Origin of the sequence: Paracoccus sp. IB05 (assembly GCF_016405985.1) — a bacterium.
Lineage (GTDB): Bacteria > Pseudomonadota > Alphaproteobacteria > Rhodobacterales > Rhodobacteraceae > Pseudogemmobacter.
In genome coordinates this window covers 1-20,084 of sequence record NZ_JAEFCF010000051.1, presented here as the reverse complement: position 1 = coordinate 20,084, position 20,084 = coordinate 1, and the positions used below count along the sequence as shown (strand labels likewise).

Here is a 20,084-nt window from a genome sequence, read left to right as displayed (position 1 = left end):
GGAGAATGCCATGAAGATCGCCACCTTCAACATAAACGGCATCAAGGCCCGGATCGAGGCACTGCCGCGCTGGCTGCGCGAGGCCGAACCCGATGTGGTCTGTCTGCAAGAGATCAAATCCGTCGATGAGGGCTTCCCGCGCGAGCTCTTTGAGGAGATGGGCTATCAGGTCGAAACCCATGGCCAGAAAAGCTTCAACGGGGTGGCGATCCTGTCGAAATACCCGCTTTCCGACGTGACACGGGGCCTGCCGGGGGATGACAGCGACGAACAGGCGCGCTGGATCGAGGCCGTGGTCGAAGGCCCGCGTGTGGTCCGGGTCTGCGGGCTTTATCTGCCGAACGGGAACCCTGCGCCTGGGCCGAAATATGACTATAAACTCGCCTGGATGGAACGGCTTGAGGCCCGCGCGCGCGATCTGCTGGCGCTGGAAGAGCCGACGCTTTTCTTAGGCGATTACAATGTGATCCCCCAGTCCGAGGATGCCGCAAAGCCCGAGGCCTGGCTGGAGGATGCGCTTTTCCTGCCCGCAAGCCGGGCTGCGTTCCGCAGGCTTCTGAACCTCGGCCTGACCGAAGCGATCCGCACCCGCGACCCGCGCCCTGGCGTCTATACCTTCTGGGATTACCAGGCCAATTCCTGGGAGCGCGGCAACGGGATCCGCATCGACCATGTGCTGATGACGCCCCAGGCGGCGGACCTGCTGGAAGAGACCGGCATCGACAAGGATGTGCGCGCCGGGGACAAGCCGTCAGACCATGTGCCGGTCTGGGTGCGCCTGGCGGCGTAAGCAGCCTCAGCCGATCTTCGTCACATCGTAATCGTAAAGCCAGTTGAACCGCGACAACGCGGCACCTGGCGCGATGCGGCCACCAAGCCGCAGCCCCAGATGCGCCACCGCCCGCAATGGGCCTGAAAGGTGATAGGCGCGCGCATTGCGACTGGCCGCCGTCACGATGCGCTGCGTGCGCCGTGCCCGCGCCACCTGATAGGCCACCAGCCCGGCCGTGCCGTGGCGTTCCAGGATCGCCGCCAGGGTCCAGACATCCTCCAGCGCCATATTCGCGCCCTGGGCGAGGAAGGGCAAAGTCGGATGCGCGGCATCGCCAATGAGCGCGACCGCACCTTCGGGCAGCACCCGGACCCAGGTCTTCGCGACCGGATGGCGGAAAAGCCCCCAGAGCCAGACATCCTCGGCCTGGTCGAGCCAGCCCTTCACCCGCGGGCTGAAATCGGCAAAGGCCAGTCGCATCTCCATCGTATCATCGCGGATAGACCAGCCCTCTTCGGTCCAGCGGTCGCGCTCTTCGACGGCGACGATATTGCGCAGCGTGCCGCCACGCAGCGGATAGCTGACAAGATGCCGCCCAGACCCCATATGGACCTCGGCAACCTTCGGCTCGGACGGATCGCAGGGCACAAGGCAGCGCCAGGCAACCTGCCTGGTGAAAACCGGTTTCGCCTCGCCATTCAGCGCGGCGCGGGTATGGGATTGCAGCCCATCTGCCCCGATCAGGATCGAGGCGGGTTCCAGCGCACCGGTGCAGGTCTCAACCACCGGCTGCGCCCCGCTCAGATCGACGCGGCGCACCTTTTGCAACAGCCGCAGCTCGGCGCCGGCGGCTTTGGCGCCATCAAGCAAAAGCGAGATCAGATCGGCGCGATGCAGGAAATGCCAGCCTTGATCAGGGCGGAGCCGCGCCACATCGAGCCGCGTCACCAGGCTGCCATCAAAGCCGTCGCAGAGCTCGACCGCCCCGGCACGCAGCGCAGCGGCCTCCAGCGCGGGCCCAAGGCCAAGCGCCTGCAAAACCCGCGCGCCATTCGGACTGATCTGCAAACCGGCGCCGACCTCGCGGATGGCATCGGCCTGTTCCATCACGATCACCCGCGCGCCTTTCAGCGCCAGCGCCCGCGCCAGCGCAAGACCCGCAACCCCCGCCCCGAGTATGGTCACCGCCTGGTCTTTGAGCGCCATTCTGTCCTGATCCTGAGAAACCGGTCAGCCCGCCGGCAATGACAAAGCCGGGCAAAAGCCCGGCTTTCTTTTCCTGTGTCAGCGGCCTGGTTGCAAGCCTTGCCGCAGCTGGCGCAGTCCCGGAACGGGCCTATGACCGCCCTCAGTCGTCGCGATGTACCTTTTCACGGCGTTCGTGCTTTTCCTGCGCCTCGAGCGTCATGGTCGCGATCGGGCGCGCATCCAGCCGCTTGAGGCTGATCGGCTCGCCGGTCATTTCGCAATAGCCATATTCGTTGTTCTCGATGCGGCGCAGCGCCGAGTCGATCTTCGAGATCAGCTTGCGCTGCCGGTCGCGGGTGCGCAGTTCCAGCGCGCGGTCGGTCTCTTCCGAGGCGCGGTCAGCGAGATCGGGCACATTGCGACCGCTTTCGGTCAGGTTGCCCAGGGTCTCGGCGGACTGGCCAAGCAGTTCCTGCTTCCAGATGATCAGCTTGCGACGGAAATACTCCAGCTGACGATCATTCATAAAGGGCTCGCCCTCGGCGGGGCGGTAATCGTCGGGCAGGAAAACTTCGGCCTTCATCGCAGATCTCTCCTTGTCGCCGGCGGGCGCCGACAGGTGGGCTTCTGTCATATGCGCACTCCTGTTGGCGCGGCATTTAGCCCATGTGGGCAGCAATGTCACTAGCAGTTGCGATAAATTCACCGCGCCGATAGGGTCCGCGAGGCCCATTGGCCACCCAATCCGGCAAGGGCGTGTGAACACATGAAATTCCAGTCAACCACAGGATATATCGCGGCTCCCGACCTCGCCGTGGCGGTGAATGCGGCAGTGGTTCTGGGCCGCCCGCTGCTGGTCAAGGGAGAGCCCGGGACCGGCAAGACCGAGCTCGCGCGTCAGGTCTCGGCCAGCCTCGGCATGGAGCTGATCGAATGGCATGTGAAATCCACCACCCGCGCCCAGCAGGGGCTCTATGAATATGACGCGGTCAGCCGGCTCAGAGACAGCCAGCTTGGCGATGCCCGGGTCCATGACGTGCAGAATTACATCCGGCGCGGGAAGCTCTGGCAGGCTTTCGACGCGCCCGGGCGGGTCGTGCTGCTGATCGACGAGATCGACAAGGCCGATATCGAATTCCCGAATGACCTGCTGCAGGAGCTCGACCGGATGGAGTTCCACGTCTATGAAACCGGCGCGACGGTGAAGGCCCGGCAACGGCCGGTGGTGATCATCACCTCGAACAATGAGAAAGAGCTGCCCGACGCCTTTCTGCGCCGCTGTTTCTTTCACTATATCCGCTTCCCCGATGCCGAGACCCTGGCCGCGATCATCCGTGTCCATTTCCCCGATATCAAGGAAACCCTGCTGACCGCCGCCCTGACCGAGTTCTTTGCCATCCGCGAGACAGCGGGGCTGAAGAAGAAGCCCTCGACCTCGGAGGTGCTGGACTGGCTGAAGCTGATCCTCGCGGAAGATCTGGCGCCCGAAGACCTCGCGCGGGATCCCCGGCACCTGCTGCCGAAACTGCATGGCGCGCTTTTGAAGAACGAACAGGATGTGCAGCTTTTCGAGCGGCTGGCCTTCATGTCACGGGGGAATCGCTGAGGCCCGGGTCGCGCGACAGCGGATCAACCCCGAATTGCTTTTGCCCGAATCCTGCCCCTGTGTTGTATCCAGCCTGAGGGACGATTCGGGCGACTTTGCCCCGATTACGCCACGATCTTGCCACAATCACATCACGACATTGCAATTTCTGAAACATATTGAAATATTGTGTGACAATTTTGGGCCATATCTGGTTCCTGAAGCAAAAGTGACCGCGATGGCTAGTGACTCGCTGAACACGCAGATTCCGCGCAATTGACACATACAGGCCCCGATCACGACAAAGGGATTGTGTTGAATAGAAACACAGAAGCTTTGGTGATGGAGACTCAACCTATATGTCGGCAACAATGGACATCGTTCTGACCGCGACCGGACGTACCGGCGGCCCGGACAATGTCTGGTCCAACCGGTCGCAACCGGCGGGTCTTGCCGCACTCCATCCCTCTTCACCAGCATTCTCTGACCGCCAGCGCATCCCTGCCCGGATCGCCCTGCCGTCAGAGATATCGCGCATCGCTGCCCGGAAGGTCCCTGGGACGGCTGTGAACGACGCGGTTCCGGGGGGCACCCATATGTCTGCTCGCCCCCCCGTTACCGCGCCGTCGGATGCGCTCGTCACGGACCACCATCGGCTCAGGCCAGCATGTGATGCGGGGGCATCGCGTGCTGGCCTGGCCGGAGGCCAATGCAACAGCCGGGGGCAAACCCCCGCACGCAAAGATCGAGCTGCCACTCAATGCGACACATTCCGCTGCTTGCCGCCGCCCTGGCGGCCCTTACCGCCTGCGCACCCGCGCCCAATGCCGATGTAACCAAGGGACGGCTGCTTCCGGCCACCGAGGCAGGCACCCTTTCAGCCCCGGCTTTCGTAGACCCCGTTGCGGGTCTGGCGCCGGTTGCCTCGGTGCGTCACAGCCCCGCCGATATGACAGCCGCCTTCCTCGGGCTTGGCTTCCGGCTGGAAAGCGGGCGCGAGCTTCCGTATTTCAGCCGCTTTGAAGGGCCGGTCACCGTGTCCCTCACCGGCACTGTTCCCGCCACCGCCGGCGCCGATCTCGACCGCCTGCTGCAGCGGTTTCGCAGCGAGGCCGGCATCAATGTGCGCCGAGTGAGCGCCTCGGAACCCGCTTCCGTCACCATCGAATTCAGCACCCGCCGCGAGCTCAGCCGTGCCGCTCCGAATGCCGCCTGTTTCGTGGTCCCCAATGTCTCCAGCCTCGCGGAATACCAGGCCAATCGCGGCACCTACCGCGTCGACTGGACCCGCGTGACCGAGCGTAAGACCGTCGGTATTTTCGCGCCCTCGGATGCCAGCCCGCAGGAAGTGCGCGACTGCCTGCATGAGGAACTGGCCCAGGCGATGGGCCCCCTGAACGACATGTACCGGCTGACCGATTCGGTCTTTAATGACGATAATTTCCAGGCCGTGCTGACCGATTTCGACATGAAGATCCTGCGCGCCTGGTATTCGCCAAAGCTGCGCTCTGGCATGTCGAAGGCCGAGGTTACCGCCCAGATGCCGGCAATTTTCGGAACCGGCGGGCCGCTGACCCAGGACATCTCGATCACGTCGCCGGCCTGGAAGGAACTTATCGCGGTTGCGCTGAACCCGGGCTATGGCACTGCACGCCGCAAAACCGCCGCCGAGAAGGCGATTGCGATGGCCCATGCCCAGGGCTGGAAAGACAGCCGCCTCGCCTTTGCCTATTTCGCCCATGCGCGGCTGCTGGTCGGATCGGACCGTGTCGCAGCCGTGTCGGAATTCACCAAAGCCGCTGCGATCTGGCGGACCCAGCCGGCCGGCGCCGTCTATGTCGCGCATATCGACATGCAACTGGCCGCGCTGTCTTTGGCCAATGGCCAGCCCGACCAGGCGCTGCGCTTCACCGAACGGGCGATCCCGGTGATCCGTCAGTCGCAAAACCACGGACTCCTGGCCACCACCCAGCTGATCCACGCGGAGGCGCTCGACATGCTGGGCCGCAAGGCCGAGGCTGACCGGCTGCGAGTGGACAGCCAGCCGCTTGCGCGCTATGGCTTCGGCTCTGAGGCCAATATCCGGGCGCGGACGCGTGAAATCAGCGCGCTCGGGCTGCGCGGCCTCTTCCGCGGCTGATCGCCGGGCTGAGGCAGCCCCCGACCGGCCCAGACAGGCAGGACGGGGGCGAACAGAATGCTGGCAATCGGGGGGTTCCTTCTGGGGGCAGTGATCGGCGCGATCCGCGCCCGCCAGCTGGGCGGCAAAGCGGCAGATATGGCGCAATATGCCTTTGGGATCGGGCTTTTGCTGGGGGTGACCGGCCTCTTCGCGCAAGTCATCCTCCTGCGCTTCTTCGGCTGACACCAGGGGGCGGCGCGATGTTCCTGCCCTTTTTCGAGACGCTGCGCCGCGAAGCTGTGCCGGTCAGCCCGCGCGAATTTCTCGCCTTTCTCGAGGCGCTGGAGGCGGGGCTTGCGACCAATGATATCGACGCCTTTTACCATCTTGGCCGGATCACTCTGATCAAGGATGAGCGTCATCTCGACCGTTATGACCGCGCCTTTGCCGCGACCTTTGCAGGCCTCGATCAGATCCCGGATGAGGCGGTGATCGAAGCGCTGGACCTGCCCGGCGACTGGCTGGAAAAGCTGGCCGAGAAATTCCTGACCGCAGAAGAAAAAGCCGAAATCCAGGCGCTTGGCGGCTTCGACAAGCTGATGGAAACGCTGCGCCAGCGGCTGGAAGAACAGAAAGGCCGCCATCAGGGCGGCAATAAATGGATCGGCACCGCCGGCACCTCGCCCTTCGGCGCCTATGGCTACAATCCCGAAGGCATCCGCATCGGCCAGAACGAGAGCCGCCACCGCCGCGCGGTCAAGGTCTGGGACAGGCGCGAATTCCGCAACCTTGATGACAAAGCCGAGATCGGGTCGCGCAATATCAAGCTGGCTTTGCGCGCGCTGCGCCGCTGGGCGCGGGATGGCGCGGTGGAAGAGCTCGACCTTGCCGGCACCATCCGCGCCACGGCGAAACAGGGCTGGCTGGATGTACAGACGCGGCCAGAGCGCCGCAATGCGGTCAAGGTGCTGTTGTTCCTCGACATTGGCGGCTCGATGGACCCGCATGTGAAAGTGCTGGAAGAGCTGTTTTCGGCAGCGAAATCCGAATTCCGCCATCTCGAGACCTGGTATTTCCACAACTGCCTTTATGAGGGCGTCTGGAAAGACAATCAGCGGCGCTGGACGGATCAGACGCCCACCTGGGATATTCTGCGCAGCCACGGGCCTGACTGGCGCGCGATCTTTGTCGGCGATGCCGCCATGTCACCCTATGAGATCAGCCATCCAGGCGGCGCCAATGAGCACTGGAACCGCGAATCCGGCCAGACCTGGCTGACCCGCGCCACCGAACAATGGCCGCATCATCTCTGGATCAACCCGGTGCCCGAAGGACAATGGAGCTACAGCCAGTCCACCCGGATGATTGACGCCATTTTCGAGGGTCGCATGGTGCCGATGACCCTGGACGGCATCACGCGCGGCGTGAAAGCGCTGCGCTGAACGCGCCTCTTGCCAGGCGCGGGGCAGGATGGCACATTCGTACAAACACCAGTGATGGCACGAATGGAGGCAAGCCGATGCCAGCCGATACCCGCCATGATGACGTCCTTCCAGGCCAGCAATATCTGAACCTCGACCCGGGCCTTTATGTCCGGCCCGAAGTGTTTCAGGAGGAACGCGCCAGGATCTTCAACCGCTCCTGGCAGTTGATGGGGCCGGTCTCGGATGTTGCGGCAAGCGGGCATTATCTGGCGATCGACATTGCCGGGATCCCGGTCTTTGCGATCCGGGGCCGCGACGGGGTGCTGCGAGGGTTCAGAAACGTCTGCCGCCATCGCGGAGCGAAGCTCCTCGCGGATGGAGCCGGCAAATGCGGGCTGATCGTCTGCCCCTATCACAAATGGTCGTTCGCCGACACGGGCCGGCTGGTTCAGGCGCCATGGTATGGTAAGGACCCCGCCATCATCCCCGAAGACTGGCCGCTGGAGCCGGTCTCGCTGTCGGAATGGCGCGGGCTGCTCTTTGCCGCGATTGACCCGGTGGAAAGCCTGCCGGACCAGCTGGGCGATCTGCCCGAAGAGCTGGCGGATGAGCCGATGGAGAGCTACCGGGCCACCGACACCGCCACGGTCAGTTTCGACGCGAACTGGAAGGTCTATACCGACAATTTCGTCGAAGGCTACCATATCCCCGGCACCCATCCGGGGTTCTTCGCGGCGATAGAGTTCGAGGCCTTCGTCACCACCGCCCATAAAGGCTATGTGAAGATGACCGCGCCGCCGAAAGACGGGCTGTTCTACCGCGGCAAATGGCTCTGGATGTGGCCGAACTGGACGCTGTCGCTGTTTGACGGCGGCATGAATGTCAGCCGGATCAACCCGACCTCGGTCGGCCATACCGATCAGCATTACCATTTCTTCTTCGCCGATACCGCAGCCGGGGCCGAGGAGGCGCGGCAGAAATCGGTACAGGGCACGCTTGCGGTGGTGCGCGAGGATTACCAGGTCTGCGTGGAAACCCATCGCAATTACGCCGCCGGCGCCTATACTTCCGGCCCGCTCTCCGGCCACCATGAACGGGGCGTGCAGTATTTCCAGGAGCGGGTTGCGCGGGCACTTGCCGCCTGAGGGCTGTTCAAACCGCCCGACTGCCCTATATTCAGCGCATGATCCTGCGCCTCATGCCCTTTTTGCTGCTGATTGCCTATGGCTTCCTGATGATGCGCTTTTCGGTCTGGCGCTCGAAACGGATGCTGGATCAGCAATCGCGCCCGCTGGATGATCCTGAAATCCAGGCGGTTGCGGCGCGGCTTGCCCGGGCCCTCGACCTGCCAGAGGTCAAAGTGAACCTCCTCGACATCGAGCCGGTGAACGGGATTGCCGCACATGATGGTCGCATTTTTCTGACGCGGGGATTTCTGACGAAAAAGCAACAGGGCCATGTGACGCCAGAAGAACTGGCTTCGGTGATCGCGCATGAGCTTGGGCATGTGGCACATGGCCATACGCGGCGGCGCATGATCGATTTCACCGGCCAGAATGCGGTCGGCATCCTGCTCGCGGGCGTCCTTAACCGATTTCTCCCCGGCATTGGCGGCATGATCGCCAATCTGCTGTCACGCACGCTGTTGGCCAGGCTGTCGCGGCGCGATGAATTCGAAGCGGATGCCTGGGCCACTGCCCTGATGATCCGCGCGGGTTACGGCTCCGGGCCGCAGATCAGCCTGTTCCGCAAGCTCGAGACCCTTACCGGCGGCGGAGGAGGCGAAGTGCCGGTCTGGCTGCGCAGCCACCCGAAAACCACCGACCGCATTGCGGCTATAGAGGCCAATGAGGCGCGCTGGACCCGGCCCGCCCTGCCCGCGCCTCAGGGGACTGATCCCAGGCGCTGAAAGGGGCGCTGCCCCTCGCGGCGTCGCCGCTCACCCCGGGATATTCAGAGACAGAAAATAGCAGAAAAAGAGTTCATTTTCTGTCTCTAAATATCCCCGCCGGAGGCTTCCACAGCCAGCCAGAAGCGGCGGCTGAACGCAAAAGGCGCGGAGGTTTCCCCCCCGCGCCTTTCGTGTAATGTGAAACGGATCAGCGCTTCGAGAACTGGAACGAGCGGCGGGCTTTGGCCTTACCGTATTTCTTACGTTCCACGACGCGGCTGTCGCGGGTCAGGAAGCCCGCGGCTTTCAGAGCACCACGGAGCGACGGCTCGAACAGTTGCAGCGCTTTCGAAATGCCGTGCTTCACCGCACCAGCCTGACCCGAGAGACCGCCACCGGCGACAGTCGCCATGACGTCATACTGGCCTTCAACATTCGCCACCTGGAAGGGCTGACGCAGGATCATCTGCAGCACCGGGCGCGCGAAATAGGCGGTGTAATCGATATACTCGCCTTTGTTGTTGCGGATCAGGAACTTGCCCGAACCCGGCTTGATCCAGACGCGGGCAACCGCATCCTTACGCTTGCCGGTCGCATAGGAGCGGTTCAGCTTGTCACGCACCGGGGCGCGCACAGCAGCCTCGGCAGCGGCGGCCGGAGCAGCGGTGCCCACAGCGGCCTTCAGATCGTCGAGAGACTTGATATCGGCCATTTAAATCACGCGCTCCGGGTGTTCTTCGGGTTCAGCGGCTTGACGTCGAGGACGGTGGGCTGCTGAGCTTCATGGGCATGTTCTGCGCCGGCATAGACGCGCAGATTCGACATTTGCTGACGGCCCAGGCTGTTGCGGGTGATCATGCGCTCGACAGCTTTGATCACGACGCGCTCGGGGTGGTTGCCTTCCAGCACTTCGCGCACGGTGCGCGACTTGATGCCGCCCGGGTGGCCGGTGTGCCAGTAGTAGCGCTTGTCTTCGCGCTTGTTACCGGTCAGCTGGACCTTGTCCGCATTGATCACGATGACATTGTCACCCATGTCCATGTGGGGCGTGAAGGTCGGCTTGTTTTTGCCGCGCAGGATATTGGCGACGATCGTGGCGAGGCGACCCAGAACGACGCCCTCAGCGTCGATCAGGATCCACTTCTTCTCGATATCCGCCGGGGTAGCGGTGAAGGTTTTCATCGGTGGTTCCATCAAGGATAGAGGCGAGGGAATCCCCCCGCGAATTCGGATGGGGGCTTATCGCTGATGATACCGACATGGTCAAGCGGTTGATTTCATATAAAATATAATAAAATCAATGTCTTGAACTATGGGGTTTAATAATACCCCATTCTCAGCGCAGATAAGGTGGTTTTTCCGGATTCATCCCGGGCCCGGGCGAGGCCTGCCGCTCTTGTGGGACCGGCGCTTCGGGTTCGGGAAGGTCGAACCGCTGCGCCTCAGCCGCAAAGGCGGTCAGCGCCCTGTCATCCGGTTCGAAAAAGGCAACATCCAGCGCCGCCGCGTCGAGGCCCGAGAACACCAGCGCTTCCTGCACGGCGCGCGCCAGCGCCGGCTCTGCCTCGGGTCTTGCACCAATGAAGGCGAGGAGATGGCCACGCCGCCCGTCATCATATTCGACGCCGGTCAGAAGCGCGGTCCGGGCCAGCCCGCGGGCCGAGGCGAATTTGTCCTGAAGCGCCAGGCCCAGCCCCGCCGGGACGGAAGGCGCGAAGAACCGCGCCGGGCAGCCAAGCGCTTCTTCCGGCGCGGGGTCCAGCGCCTCAGACAGCCAGTCCATCGCTTCGGGAGGCAAGAGCATCTCAGACGGCGCGACCCCCAGATTGACGCCCAGCCCGATCCCCTGACCGCGCAAGAGCCCCGCAATCACCCGGCCCGGCAGCGCCGCCCAGGGCGCAATACCGCCGGTGAAATCCGCCAGCCGCTCTTCGCGGTCAAAGACCAGAACGACTGGGCCGGATTCCAGGTCGAACACCTTCGGGTCGAGGGTCTCTCCCGCCGCCTCGCGTTCCAGCAAAAGATACAGCTCGCCATCCGCAAGCCGGTCATAGAAGCGCAAAAGCGCCGCCTCATTGCCGGAATCGGCGCTGAGGGCCGCATGGGCCTCGTCTAGCAGACTGGGAAGCGTGGACTCGCTCATGGCATCTCCATCACGCTGCGGATCCGGGCGCGCAGCTCCGGCAGCAGCTCGTCCCCGAACCAGGGGTTGCGTTTCAGCCATCCCGTATTGCGCCAGGAGGGATGGGGCAAGGGAAAGATCCCGCGCGGCCCGAAATCGCGCCAGGCACGGACTGTGGCGGTGACATCGCGCGCCCCGAGATGCCAGCGGATCGCAGCGCCTCCGACCAGCAGGGTAAGCCGCAGATCGGGGAGACTGGCGATCACACGCGCCCGCCAGGTCCGGGCACAAACTGCGGGTGGTGGCAGATCGGACCCTTTAGCGTCATAGCCCGGAAAGCAGAAGCCCATCGGCACAATGGCGATGCGCGAGAGATCATAGAACTGCGCCGCCTCCAGCCCGGTCCAGGCACGCAGCCTGTCGCCACTCGGATCGGTAAAGGGGCGCCCCGAAAGATGCACCCGCGCGCCCGGCGCCTGGCCCGCAATCAGCAGGCGCGGCCCCTGCCCGGCCGGCGCCGGGCGGAACCAGACCACAGGTCGCGGCTCATGCGCGGTGGCGGTCGTCTGGAATCGCACCTCACAAAGGCGGCAGGCCCGGATTTCGTCGGTCAGATCCATGGGGTGAAAATAGGAACTGTGGTCCTCTTTGGCCAGCCCGGCTGAGGGGGCCAGCCCCCTCGTCTCCTGCGGAGACTCACCCCCGGGATATTTAGAGACAGAAAATGAGCAGAAAAAGGTATATTTTCTGTCTCTAAATATCCCCGCCGGAGGCTTACCCGACATACCACCGGGCGCAGGCTCCGCCTGTAAGAGGGCAAGGTTGCAACAGGCCAGGGGTGATCGGGGGCGCCACGGTTGCGGGCCAGGGCGGGCATGGCTAATCCGGTGGGGTCAGCTGCCCGAAGTCCTGCCCGCCATGTATCGAATCTCGCCCCATATCCGCACCTTTGCCCTGGCCCTCCTTGCCGGTGCCGGGCTGGCGACACTTTGGGTCAACCTGGATCCAGGCAGCTATTACGATTTCATCGAATGGCGGATCTCTGATCTGGTCCTGCCGGACTGGGTCTGGGCCGGCTCGGTCAGCCTTACGCCTTTCATGATCGTTGCCGATATTCTGATGGCGCTGTTTTTCTTCCTGATCGGCAAAGAGCTCTGGGAAGCGATGACGCTGGAGCGTGGCTCCCTCTCGGGCCGGCGTGCGATCCTGCCGCTGGGCATGACTGCGGGCGGGCTGATCGGGGCAGGCGCGGGCTGGCTGATCCTGTCTGCGCTGCTTGAGACCGCAGAGGAAGCGGTGCGAGGTGGCGGATGGCAGGCGCCTCTGGGCAGTGATACGCTGCTGGTCTGCCTTTTTGGCCGCATGGTTTTTGGCCGGCGGCCGGCGCTGCATCTGGTGATGCTTCTGGCGATTGCCACCGATATCCTCGCGCTGGTGATCCTTGGGCTCAGCAATCTTGCCTTCTCACCGCGGCTGATGTGGCTCCTGGTTACGCTGGCCTCGGCGCTGGTGGTGCACCGTTTCTTCGGCCGCAGCCCCGGCGCGGGCGCCACCGAGCGCGAGCGGCGCGCGGCGGCGGCGCTCTGGCCCTATGCGATCGCGGGCGCCTTCTGCTGGTTCGGGGTAGCTGCCGCAGGCTTGCCGGCAACGCTTGGGCTGTTGCCGCTCTTGCCGGCCATCGCCCATGCCGATCGCAGCTTTGGGCTTTTCGCCGAGGCCGAGAGTTTCCTGCATGACCCGCTGAACCGGCTGATCCGGCTCCTCGTATGGCCGGTCATCCTCATTCTCTTCCTTTTTGGCCTGATCCGGGGGGGCGTTGACCTCGCCGCCTTTGCCCCGACCACGCTGGTGATGCTTGGTGCGCTCTGGGTCGGAAGACCTGTGGGGATGGCGCTGGTGGTCCTTATGCTGGCGGCGATCTTCGGCTCGCGCCTGCCGCGCGGGCTCCGGGTGCGCGATCTGGTGTTATCGGTAATGCTGCTGTCAATCGGCTTCACCGTGCCCGCTGTTGCGATCGAGGCCAGTCTGCCCGGTGGCGCCATGCGGGAGGCGGCGCGGATGGGCATGGCGATCAGTCTTCTTGCCGGCCCGATTGCCGTGCTCGTCGCGCGTGCCCTGCTGCGCCGCGGTCAGGGACCCTCTGCCCCGACGCCGTGACCCGCCCGTTCCCCGTAAAATCGCGGGGCTCACAATTCTGTGTCACAGGACTGTCGCCGCAGACATAATGCGGCCAGAATGTGCAGCGACACTGATCCGGACGCGTTAATGCAAATGCCGGATTATCCACCTGGTCCGTGGATAACTTTGCCGCCCCCGGGCGCCAGAGGCCGTGAGACGGAAGGACAGAGGGCCAATAGCCCGGAGCAGGTTACAATATGATCGAGTTCGACAGTGTTTCCAAATCCTTCTGGACCGGCACAAGGCGCAAGGTGATCCTTGACCGCGCCTCTTTCCGTGTCGAACAGGGCCGCTCTCTGGGGATCCTTGCCCCGAATGGCACCGGCAAGACCACCCTGATCCAGATGATGGCCGGGCTGGAGAAACCCGATGAAGGCCGCATCACCAAAACCAGCCGCGTCTCGTTTCCGCTGGGCTTCATGGGCGGGGTCTCGGGCAAGATGTCGGCCCTGGAAAACAGCCGCTACATCGCCCGGCTCTACGGGCTTGACCCCGATTATGTCGAAAGCTTCTGCCGCTGGGTCTGTGATCTTGGCGACTATTTCCGCATGCCCTATGCGACCTATTCCTCGGGGATGAAATCGCGTTTCAACTTTTCACTCTTGCTGGCGCTGGAATTCGACATTTACCTGATCGACGAGGGCATGCCCTCGACCGGCGATGTGGAGTTCAACCGCAAAGCCGGTGGCATCCTGCGCGAAAGACTGAAGAACGCGACGGTTGTCATCGTGTCGCATTCGGCGCAAACGCTGGAAAAATTCTGCCGCCAGGCGGCGGTGCTGCGCAATGGGCAGCTTTATATGTTCGACACCCTCGAAGAAGCGAAACGCCTCTATGACTATGCTTAAGGCCGCGCGGTTCAACATTCGCCGCCAGGAGACGCCTGCAGCACCGGCCCCGCGGCCGGCGCCTGTGCTTGTTGCCACGACGACGCCGGGCGAGATGCTGTTCGACAATCCCGAAGACGGATTCGGCGATCAGAAATTCGAAACGGCGGGTGGCCCGGTCGCGGCCGCATCCGGGGCCAGGGCCGGGAAGGCCGGCAGCAATCAGCCAGCAGAGCCCGCTGCCGGTCCGGAGGCGCATGATCCGGTCGCGCATGAGCTGGCAGCGATCCGCAAGGAAGGGCTGACCGGGCGCCAGCTGCGCACCGCCCGCCGCCTTGCGCAAAGCCACAACATGCCCGCGACCTCGGATCACGATGCGGTGCGCCTGCTGCGTGCCGCCGGGATCAACCCGTTTGAACGCGGATCGATGCTGGATATGGTCGCGGCCGAACCCGGCACTGCGGCGGCGGCTGCCGGCGAGGGGGGCGGCGGCAAGGCGGGGGGCGTAACCGGGCGGGCGCTCTCACCCCTGCCCGGCGACGGCGTGCAACTGCCCCAGACCATCAAGCCGATCCAGGTGCCCTCGACCGAACAGCGGATCGAGGTGAATCACGCCGCCGAGATCCTGCGCATGCAGCAGGACATCGCCAAACGACGCCGCCGCAAGCTGGCGCTTCTCTTCGTGCGGATGTTCATCTTTGTCCTGCTGCCGACGCTGATCGCGGGCTGGTATTTCTCGTCGGTCGCGACGCGGCAATATGGCACAAAATCGGAATTCGCGGTGCATAAGGCGGAAAGCCCGCAGGCCGGGGGCGCGCTTGGCGGCATGTTGCAGGGCACGTCGCTGGCCACCTCGCAGGATTCCATCGCGGTGCAGGGCTATCTGCAATCGCGCGAGGCGATGATGCGGCTGGAAGGCGATGTCGGGTTCCGCGAGGCATTTATGGGCGCGGCGATCGACCCGATTCTGCGCCTGCCACCCGAGGCCTCGCTGGAAGACGCATATAAGCTTTATAAATCCCATATCCTGATTTCCTATGACCCCTCCGAGGGCATCATCCGGATGGAAGCGATTGCCCCGGATCCGCAGCTTTCGGTCGAATGGTCGAAGCAGCTGATTTCCTATGCCGAGGAACAGGTCGACCAGCTCACCCACCGGCTGCGCGAAGATGCGATGCAGTCCTCGGACGAAGGTTACACGGATGCCGAGGTCAAGCTGCTCGAAGCGCAGCAGAAAGTCATCGCGCTGCAGGAACAGTTCAAGGTTCTCAATTCCGAGACCGAGCTGACGCTGCTGACAACCCAGATCGGCACTCTCGACAATCAGCTGATCCAGGAACGGCTGTCCCTGGCGCAGATGGAGGCGAACCCGAATCCGAACGCCGCCCGGCTGGAGCCGGTCAAGCGCCGGATCATCACGCTGGAGGCCGAGATCGCGACATTGCGCACCCGGCTGACCGAAGGCCAGGGCGGCGAGAGCTCGCTGGCGCAGATCCAGGGCCAGCTGCGGCTTGCCCAGGCCGAGGTCGAGACGCGTCAGATGATGCTGGCGCAGTCGCTTCAGGCCAAGGAAACCGCACGGATCGCCGCGAACAGCCAGACCCGCTATCTCTCGATCTCGGTGGCGCCGGTGCCGCCCGATGTGCCGACCTATCCGCGTGTCTTCGAGAATACCCTCGTGACGCTGCTGATTCTGATCGGTATCTATCTGATGATTTCGATGACGGTGGCGATCCTGCGCGAACAGGTCTCCTCATGATCCTTCCCTCGTCCTGACCTTTCAACAGCAGCAAAAAGGGCGGCCTGAAGGCCGCCCTTTTTCAATCTGCTCTGGCTGCCGGCGAGGCTCAGGCCACCTGCCCCGCCGCCCAGCCCGAAGACCAGGCCCATTGGAAATTATACCCGCCAAGCCAGCCGGTGATATCCACCAACTCGCCCACCACATAAAGACCCGGCACCGCCTTTGCCGCCATGGTCTTTGCGTCCAGCCCGTCGGTGTCGACGCCGCCCAGCGTGACCTCGGCCGTGCGATACCCTTCTGAGCCCACCGGCACCAGCTGCCAGTCATGCAGCCCCGCCGCCAGCTGATCGAGCTTTGCATCCGCCATTTCCGCCAGAGGCCCCGGCTCGCCCTGGCCGAGATGTTTCGCGAGCCGCTCCGGCAGCACCGGGCTCAGCGCCTGGGTCAGCGTCCCCCGCCCGCCCTTACGTTTCGCGGCTTTCAGCAAGGCGGCAAAGCCTGCATCCCGCCCCCGCCCCGGCAGCAGGTCGACCGAGATCCGGTCGCCCTCGCGCCAATAGCTCGAGATCTGCAATATAGCCGGCCCCGACAGCCCGCGATGGGTAAAGAGCATCGCCTCATCGAACCGCCCGCCCCTGCAGCTGATCTGCACCGATGCCGAGACCCCGGCCAGAGGCGCGATCCAGGCCAGTTCCTGTTCCGCAAATGTCAGCGGCACCAGCGCCGGCCGCGTATCCGTCACCTTCAGCCCGAGGCTTTCCGCCACCCGGTATCCCCAGGGGCTCGCCCCCATTTTCGGGATCGACTTGCCGCCGGTGGCCAGCACAAGCGACCGCGTCTCCTGCACCCCGCGCGGCGTGGCAACCCGAAAGCCAGCGCCCGACCGGCTCACCTCTCCGGGTTCGGTCGCAAGCCAGAGCTCGACCCCGGCATCGCGCATGTCCCCCACCAGCCAGGCCACAACCTGTTTCGCCGATCCGTCGCAGAAAAGCTGCCCCAGTGTTTTTTCATGCCAGGCGATGCCGGCCTGATCGAATCGCGACACAACATCCCACTGACTGAACCGCTTCAGCGCCGAAAGCGCGAAACGCGGATTGGCCCCAAGGTAATTCCCGACCCCGATCCCGCTATTGGTGAAATTGCATCTTCCGCCACCCGAAATGCGGATCTTCTCGCCCGGATTCGCGCCATGTTCGATCACAAGCACCCGCCGCCCGCGCCGTCCCGCCTCAACAGCGGCGAGCATCCCCGCCGCACCAGCGCCAAGCACGATGACATCCCAGATCCCGGCCATACAAACTCCTGCCAAATTTCCTTCATATCCCCTCTTGCAGCCTGCAAGAGCCTTCGCTAAACACCCGCTCACGGTTGGGGCGTCGCCAAGTGGTAAGGCAGCGGTTTTTGGTACCGCCATTCCCAGGTTCGAATCCTGGCGCCCCAGCCAATCTTCCTGTGACAGTTGAGAAGACCAGCCGCAAGCGGGAAACCTTGTGCGGGCAAGGGGTTGGGCTGTTGACGGGTTGGGGAGGCGGGGACGGAATGCCCCAAGGGGTGCCCCACGTTTTGCCAGGAAGCCGAACGTGCTACTGTCCGTATCGTGTTAAGCGTAGCAGGCTACAAATGTCATTTCCCCGGCTCTCATTCTTCATCGCCTCCATATTCCTTCTTTCGGCGCTGCCTCTGTCTGCGGAACCCGCATTTGATGTTTCCACCGGGAGAGACCAGCCTGAGTGTGCGGCGGCTATCGAACTCGCCTCCGGTCTGACACCCGCTGAGATTGAGAACGGCAGTTGGACCACGCAAGGTCGGACCCTCGAAGATGCGGAGATCCTGCTGGGCAGATCAAGGGACGGTGACTGGCTGTTGACCAGCCCTGACCACTTTGAGCGGCTGGAGATAGACCCGTCCTGGCAAAAGACCGTTTACTGGCAACGCGAGGCTTCAGGCGATGTCAGACTGGTCGGGATCATCAACCATGACGCATCTCCCGAACACAGGTTCATGCTTTATGCGGTGGACACGGTCTTCTCTAGGGAAAAATTTCTGCAGGGGTTGGTCCCACCCCCATCCAACCTGATAATCTACGACGAGAATCTGAACCCCTTGGAACGCTGGCCCTACGCCCGAGACATCCTGCGCATGACCCGTCCAACACCCCCGATCATTCTGCTGAACAAGCGCTCCGGGCAGGTGCAGTTGATCGACGTCATGGAGTTTAAGTCATCAAATCGAAGATGGATGATCCTGACCCCTGAGGCTGAGCAGGATGTGAGCCATTGCAGCCTCTGGTACCGTTGACGCCTTCGCGGGGTCGGCAGGCAGGGACGGAATGCGCCAGTGGGTTAGGACCAGCTCATCGTCAAACTTCCGACAGAATACACGACTATTGGTTCGCATTCACGCCCGGGGACCAGAGCATGACGCCGAAAGAATACGATGACAAACTCAGGCGGCAGTCCCGGCGTGGCCTCACCATTGCTGCGTTCGGCGGCGTGGGTTTTATCTTATGGTCACACATAAAATCAGCGATCACTTATGCTTTCGCTTACTTAGCAGCGGTGTTCTGAGGATCACGAATTTACCATCGGCTGACCCGACCGCCCCCCCAAGGCGCATCGACCATCAGCGCGAAGCCGGGTTTCTTCAGGGCAACATAGGCGTCAAGCTGGGGGCCGAGGTGGGCATTAGCGATCATGGGAAGCCTCTAAAAGGGTCAGGTCAGGCAGATGCGGTCAGGAAGCAGACCAGCGCGCCCTCAGTTACTGCATAAAAATACCTGATAAAAACCAATATCTATCAGCATGTTATCTTACCGGAATATTGAGCTGACTGGGTGCATGGAGGGATGGGGACAGGGGGATCAATAGGTATAAATATGGGGGACAAGGGATGGAGAGAGCCTGCAAAAGACAAGGCTGTTGCTGCTGATTCAAGGGGATTAGCCTGCCCTTGCCTTACGCTGCTTCATCCCCAGAGAAACAACCACCTGCCCATGAGACTCTTCCCAAGCCTTTAGCCTCTGCAAATATCCCTCGCAGCGAGCCGTTTCCCTCCACCACTCGAAATCCTGTTGAATCTCCAAAGGCTTATCCCGCATATCATCCAGACCAGCATGCTCAGCCTCCAAAGGCAAAGGTCGACCAACCACCTCCTCTGCTGCCTGAACCATTATGGCTTTGAGCAACCTGCTATGCGTATAGGGTACGATCACACTGTCATGCACCGTCAGCACCGGAAGCCCGGCGTCAGTGCAGCGCTTGATGACCCGCTCGACGATCTGCGAGTCGTCGAACATCAGGCCGATACCCTCATCGTTGCAGAGGTATTTATGCAGCCAAGGCACCTGCCGCTTCAGCACCAGCAATGCCTTCTTCAGCTGGGAGTCTTTCAGATGTTTGCCGGAATGCCCATTCTCCAGACCATTCCTGAAGGCAGAGCAAGCGGTTCTGAGGTTTCTGGCATTCAGGGCAGTCAGCACCAGCAGCTTCACCAGCTTCCTCTGCTCAGCCTCATCGAACCCCGGAAACTGCCCCGGTGGCAAGACGTAAGGATCAGTGATCACCTCCATCCCCTCGCGTGCTGCAAGGATCTGAATATGCAAGGACCTGAAGTCTATCTCGACCGTTGGGGTATCGTTGATGAAGATCTGGGACCGAAGCTTGCTGTTTATGCCCTGCCACCAAGGGCCATAGAACCGCTCATTCATCGACCATGATCCCCTGCTGAAGATCCGCCTGACGAATTGATTACGCGGGCCGATTGCGACCCGGATTTCCTTGCCGGTCTTATCGTTGCGCGTGACCCAAGGCCGGTCCAGTATCGGAATGTCGATGAAGGTCCGTCCCAGCAGCTCATTATAAGCCTACAACTGCCCCCGCATCCGACGGGTTTCATCGGTATCGTCATAGTCTATCGGCTTACCGGCTTTCTCGATCGGCCCTTCTGCCTCATCTTCCCTGGATGCTGACTTAAGGATGATCGGCTCTCTCGGAACCTCCCAGATGGCTCCCGGCTCGATCTTCAGCCCCCGGAATTTCTCCTGCATCCAATGGCTTGCCTGGACTCGCGAGTTCCGATTTGTCTTCACGCCCGGTCCCGCGTAGCTATAAGCTGATACCCGCACGAGACCAGCAGCCTCAAGCCGATGGATCATCTCGATCAGATACTTTGACAGCTGATGGGGGCTTTGTTGAGCAAATCCGGTTATGTCCGGAGTTCCCCTTTCCCCTGACAG

The 20,084-nt window shown here is 62.7% G+C and carries 21 protein-coding genes and 1 tRNA gene; 13 read left to right on the top strand and 9 right to left on the bottom strand.

Going from position 1 to position 20,084, the window contains the following annotated elements; all coding sequences use genetic code 11:
* Window positions 1-10: 10 nt before the first annotated feature.
* A complete protein-coding gene (xth, locus tag JC607_RS22790; RefSeq protein ID WP_198839029.1) occupies window positions 11-790 on the top strand; it encodes an exodeoxyribonuclease III in 780 nt (259 codons plus the stop codon).
* Between the two features lie 6 nt (window positions 791-796).
* On the opposite strand, the gene JC607_RS22785 is transcribed toward xth, so the two are convergent.
* Together JC607_RS22785 and dksA are read right to left on the bottom strand one after the other, a co-directional pair.
* A complete protein-coding gene (locus JC607_RS22785) occupies window positions 797-1,978 on the bottom strand; it encodes an FAD-dependent monooxygenase (protein WP_198839028.1) in 1,182 nt (393 codons plus the stop codon).
* Between the two features lie 142 nt (window positions 1,979-2,120).
* Entirely contained in the window at window positions 2,121-2,543 is a 423-nt protein-coding gene (gene dksA, locus JC607_RS22780) for an RNA polymerase-binding protein DksA (RefSeq protein WP_092901232.1), read from the bottom strand.
* Window positions 2,544-2,726: 183 nt separating this feature from the next.
* Between dksA and JC607_RS22775 the strand changes: the two genes are divergently transcribed.
* The 6 genes from JC607_RS22775 (at window position 2,727) to JC607_RS22750 (ending at window position 9,000) form a co-directional block, all read left to right on the top strand.
* Complete coding sequence (locus JC607_RS22775; protein WP_198839027.1) at window positions 2,727-3,566, top strand: MoxR family ATPase; 840 nt, start codon at window positions 2,727-2,729, stop codon at window positions 3,564-3,566.
* A 739-nt stretch (window positions 3,567-4,305) separates the two neighbouring features.
* Complete coding sequence (locus JC607_RS22770) at window positions 4,306-5,685, top strand: DUF2927 domain-containing protein (protein WP_198839026.1); 1,380 nt, start codon at window positions 4,306-4,308, stop codon at window positions 5,683-5,685.
* 57 nt (window positions 5,686-5,742) lie between these two features.
* Window positions 5,743-5,910 (top strand): hypothetical protein, encoded by a 168-nt coding sequence (locus tag JC607_RS22765; protein ID WP_198839025.1) that lies wholly within the window; start codon window positions 5,743-5,745, stop codon window positions 5,908-5,910.
* Between the two features lie 17 nt (window positions 5,911-5,927).
* The gene (locus tag JC607_RS22760; protein ID WP_198839024.1) at window positions 5,928-7,109 is read left to right on the top strand and encodes a VWA domain-containing protein; all 1,182 of its coding nucleotides are present in this window, start codon (window positions 5,928-5,930) and stop codon (window positions 7,107-7,109) included.
* 77 nt (window positions 7,110-7,186) lie between these two features.
* Window positions 7,187-8,236 (top strand): aromatic ring-hydroxylating dioxygenase subunit alpha, encoded by a 1,050-nt coding sequence (locus JC607_RS22755; RefSeq protein WP_198839023.1) that lies wholly within the window; start codon window positions 7,187-7,189, stop codon window positions 8,234-8,236.
* 41 nt (window positions 8,237-8,277) lie between these two features.
* A complete protein-coding gene (locus JC607_RS22750) occupies window positions 8,278-9,000 on the top strand; it encodes a M48 family metalloprotease (protein ID WP_198839046.1) in 723 nt (240 codons plus the stop codon).
* A 190-nt stretch (window positions 9,001-9,190) separates the two neighbouring features.
* Here JC607_RS22750 and rpsI read toward each other — a convergent pair whose 3' ends face one another.
* From rpsI to JC607_RS22730, 4 genes are all read right to left on the bottom strand, one after another.
* Window positions 9,191-9,694 (bottom strand): 30S ribosomal protein S9, encoded by a 504-nt coding sequence (gene rpsI, locus JC607_RS22745; RefSeq protein ID WP_092895504.1) that lies wholly within the window; start codon window positions 9,692-9,694, stop codon window positions 9,191-9,193.
* A 5-nt stretch (window positions 9,695-9,699) separates the two neighbouring features.
* A complete protein-coding gene (rplM, locus tag JC607_RS22740) occupies window positions 9,700-10,164 on the bottom strand; it encodes a 50S ribosomal protein L13 (RefSeq protein WP_092895502.1) in 465 nt (154 codons plus the stop codon).
* A 154-nt stretch (window positions 10,165-10,318) separates the two neighbouring features.
* Window positions 10,319-11,125, bottom strand: a complete 807-nt coding sequence (locus tag JC607_RS22735; protein ID WP_198839022.1) for an SseB family protein — start codon at window positions 11,123-11,125, stop codon at window positions 10,319-10,321.
* Entirely contained in the window at window positions 11,122-11,724 is a 603-nt protein-coding gene (locus JC607_RS22730; RefSeq protein ID WP_198839021.1) for a uracil-DNA glycosylase family protein, read from the bottom strand. The genes JC607_RS22735 and JC607_RS22730 overlap by 4 nt, the downstream gene beginning before the upstream one ends.
* 298 nt (window positions 11,725-12,022) lie before the next feature.
* On the opposite strand from JC607_RS22730, the gene JC607_RS22725 reads away from it, so the two are divergent.
* The 3 genes from JC607_RS22725 to JC607_RS22715 all read left to right on the top strand — a co-directional run bounded on the left by JC607_RS22725 (window position 12,023) and on the right by JC607_RS22715 (window position 15,868).
* Window positions 12,023-13,261 carry a Na+/H+ antiporter NhaA gene (locus JC607_RS22725; protein ID WP_198839020.1) on the top strand — a complete coding sequence of 413 codons (1,239 nt, stop codon included), beginning with the start codon at window positions 12,023-12,025 and terminating at the stop codon, window positions 13,259-13,261.
* 218 nt (window positions 13,262-13,479) lie between these two features.
* Window positions 13,480-14,130, top strand: a complete 651-nt coding sequence (locus tag JC607_RS22720) for an ABC transporter ATP-binding protein (protein WP_198839019.1) — start codon at window positions 13,480-13,482, stop codon at window positions 14,128-14,130.
* The gene (locus tag JC607_RS22715) at window positions 14,117-15,868 is read left to right on the top strand and encodes a capsule biosynthesis protein (RefSeq protein ID WP_198839018.1); all 1,752 of its coding nucleotides are present in this window, start codon (window positions 14,117-14,119) and stop codon (window positions 15,866-15,868) included. Before JC607_RS22720 ends, JC607_RS22715 begins: the two co-directional genes overlap by 14 nt.
* Window positions 15,869-15,956: 88 nt before the next feature.
* Here the strand turns inward: JC607_RS22715 and JC607_RS22710 are convergent, their stop codons facing one another.
* The gene (locus JC607_RS22710; RefSeq protein ID WP_198839017.1) at window positions 15,957-17,144 is read right to left on the bottom strand and encodes an NAD(P)/FAD-dependent oxidoreductase; all 1,188 of its coding nucleotides are present in this window, start codon (window positions 17,142-17,144) and stop codon (window positions 15,957-15,959) included.
* Window positions 17,145-17,219: 75 nt separating this feature from the next.
* Here JC607_RS22710 and JC607_RS22705 point away from each other — a divergent pair.
* From JC607_RS22705 to JC607_RS22695, 3 genes are all read left to right on the top strand, one after another.
* Window positions 17,220-17,294 (top strand) — tRNA-Gln (locus tag JC607_RS22705).
* A 176-nt stretch (window positions 17,295-17,470) separates the two neighbouring features.
* Entirely contained in the window at window positions 17,471-18,148 is a 678-nt protein-coding gene (locus tag JC607_RS22700) for a hypothetical protein (protein ID WP_198839016.1), read from the top strand.
* Window positions 18,149-18,267: 119 nt separating this feature from the next.
* Complete coding sequence (locus JC607_RS22695; protein ID WP_198839015.1) at window positions 18,268-18,417, top strand: hypothetical protein; 150 nt, start codon at window positions 18,268-18,270, stop codon at window positions 18,415-18,417.
* Window positions 18,418-18,788: 371 nt separating this feature from the next.
* On the opposite strand, the gene JC607_RS22690 is transcribed toward JC607_RS22695, so the two are convergent.
* Window positions 18,789-19,556: a hypothetical protein gene (locus tag JC607_RS22690; RefSeq protein WP_198839014.1), complete on the bottom strand. Its 768-nt coding sequence runs from the start codon at window positions 19,554-19,556 to the stop codon at window positions 18,789-18,791.
* Between the two features lie 156 nt (window positions 19,557-19,712).
* Window positions 19,713-20,084, bottom strand: a 372-nt coding sequence (locus JC607_RS25610) for a hypothetical protein (protein WP_233093097.1), incomplete at its 5' end; no start/stop codon positions are given.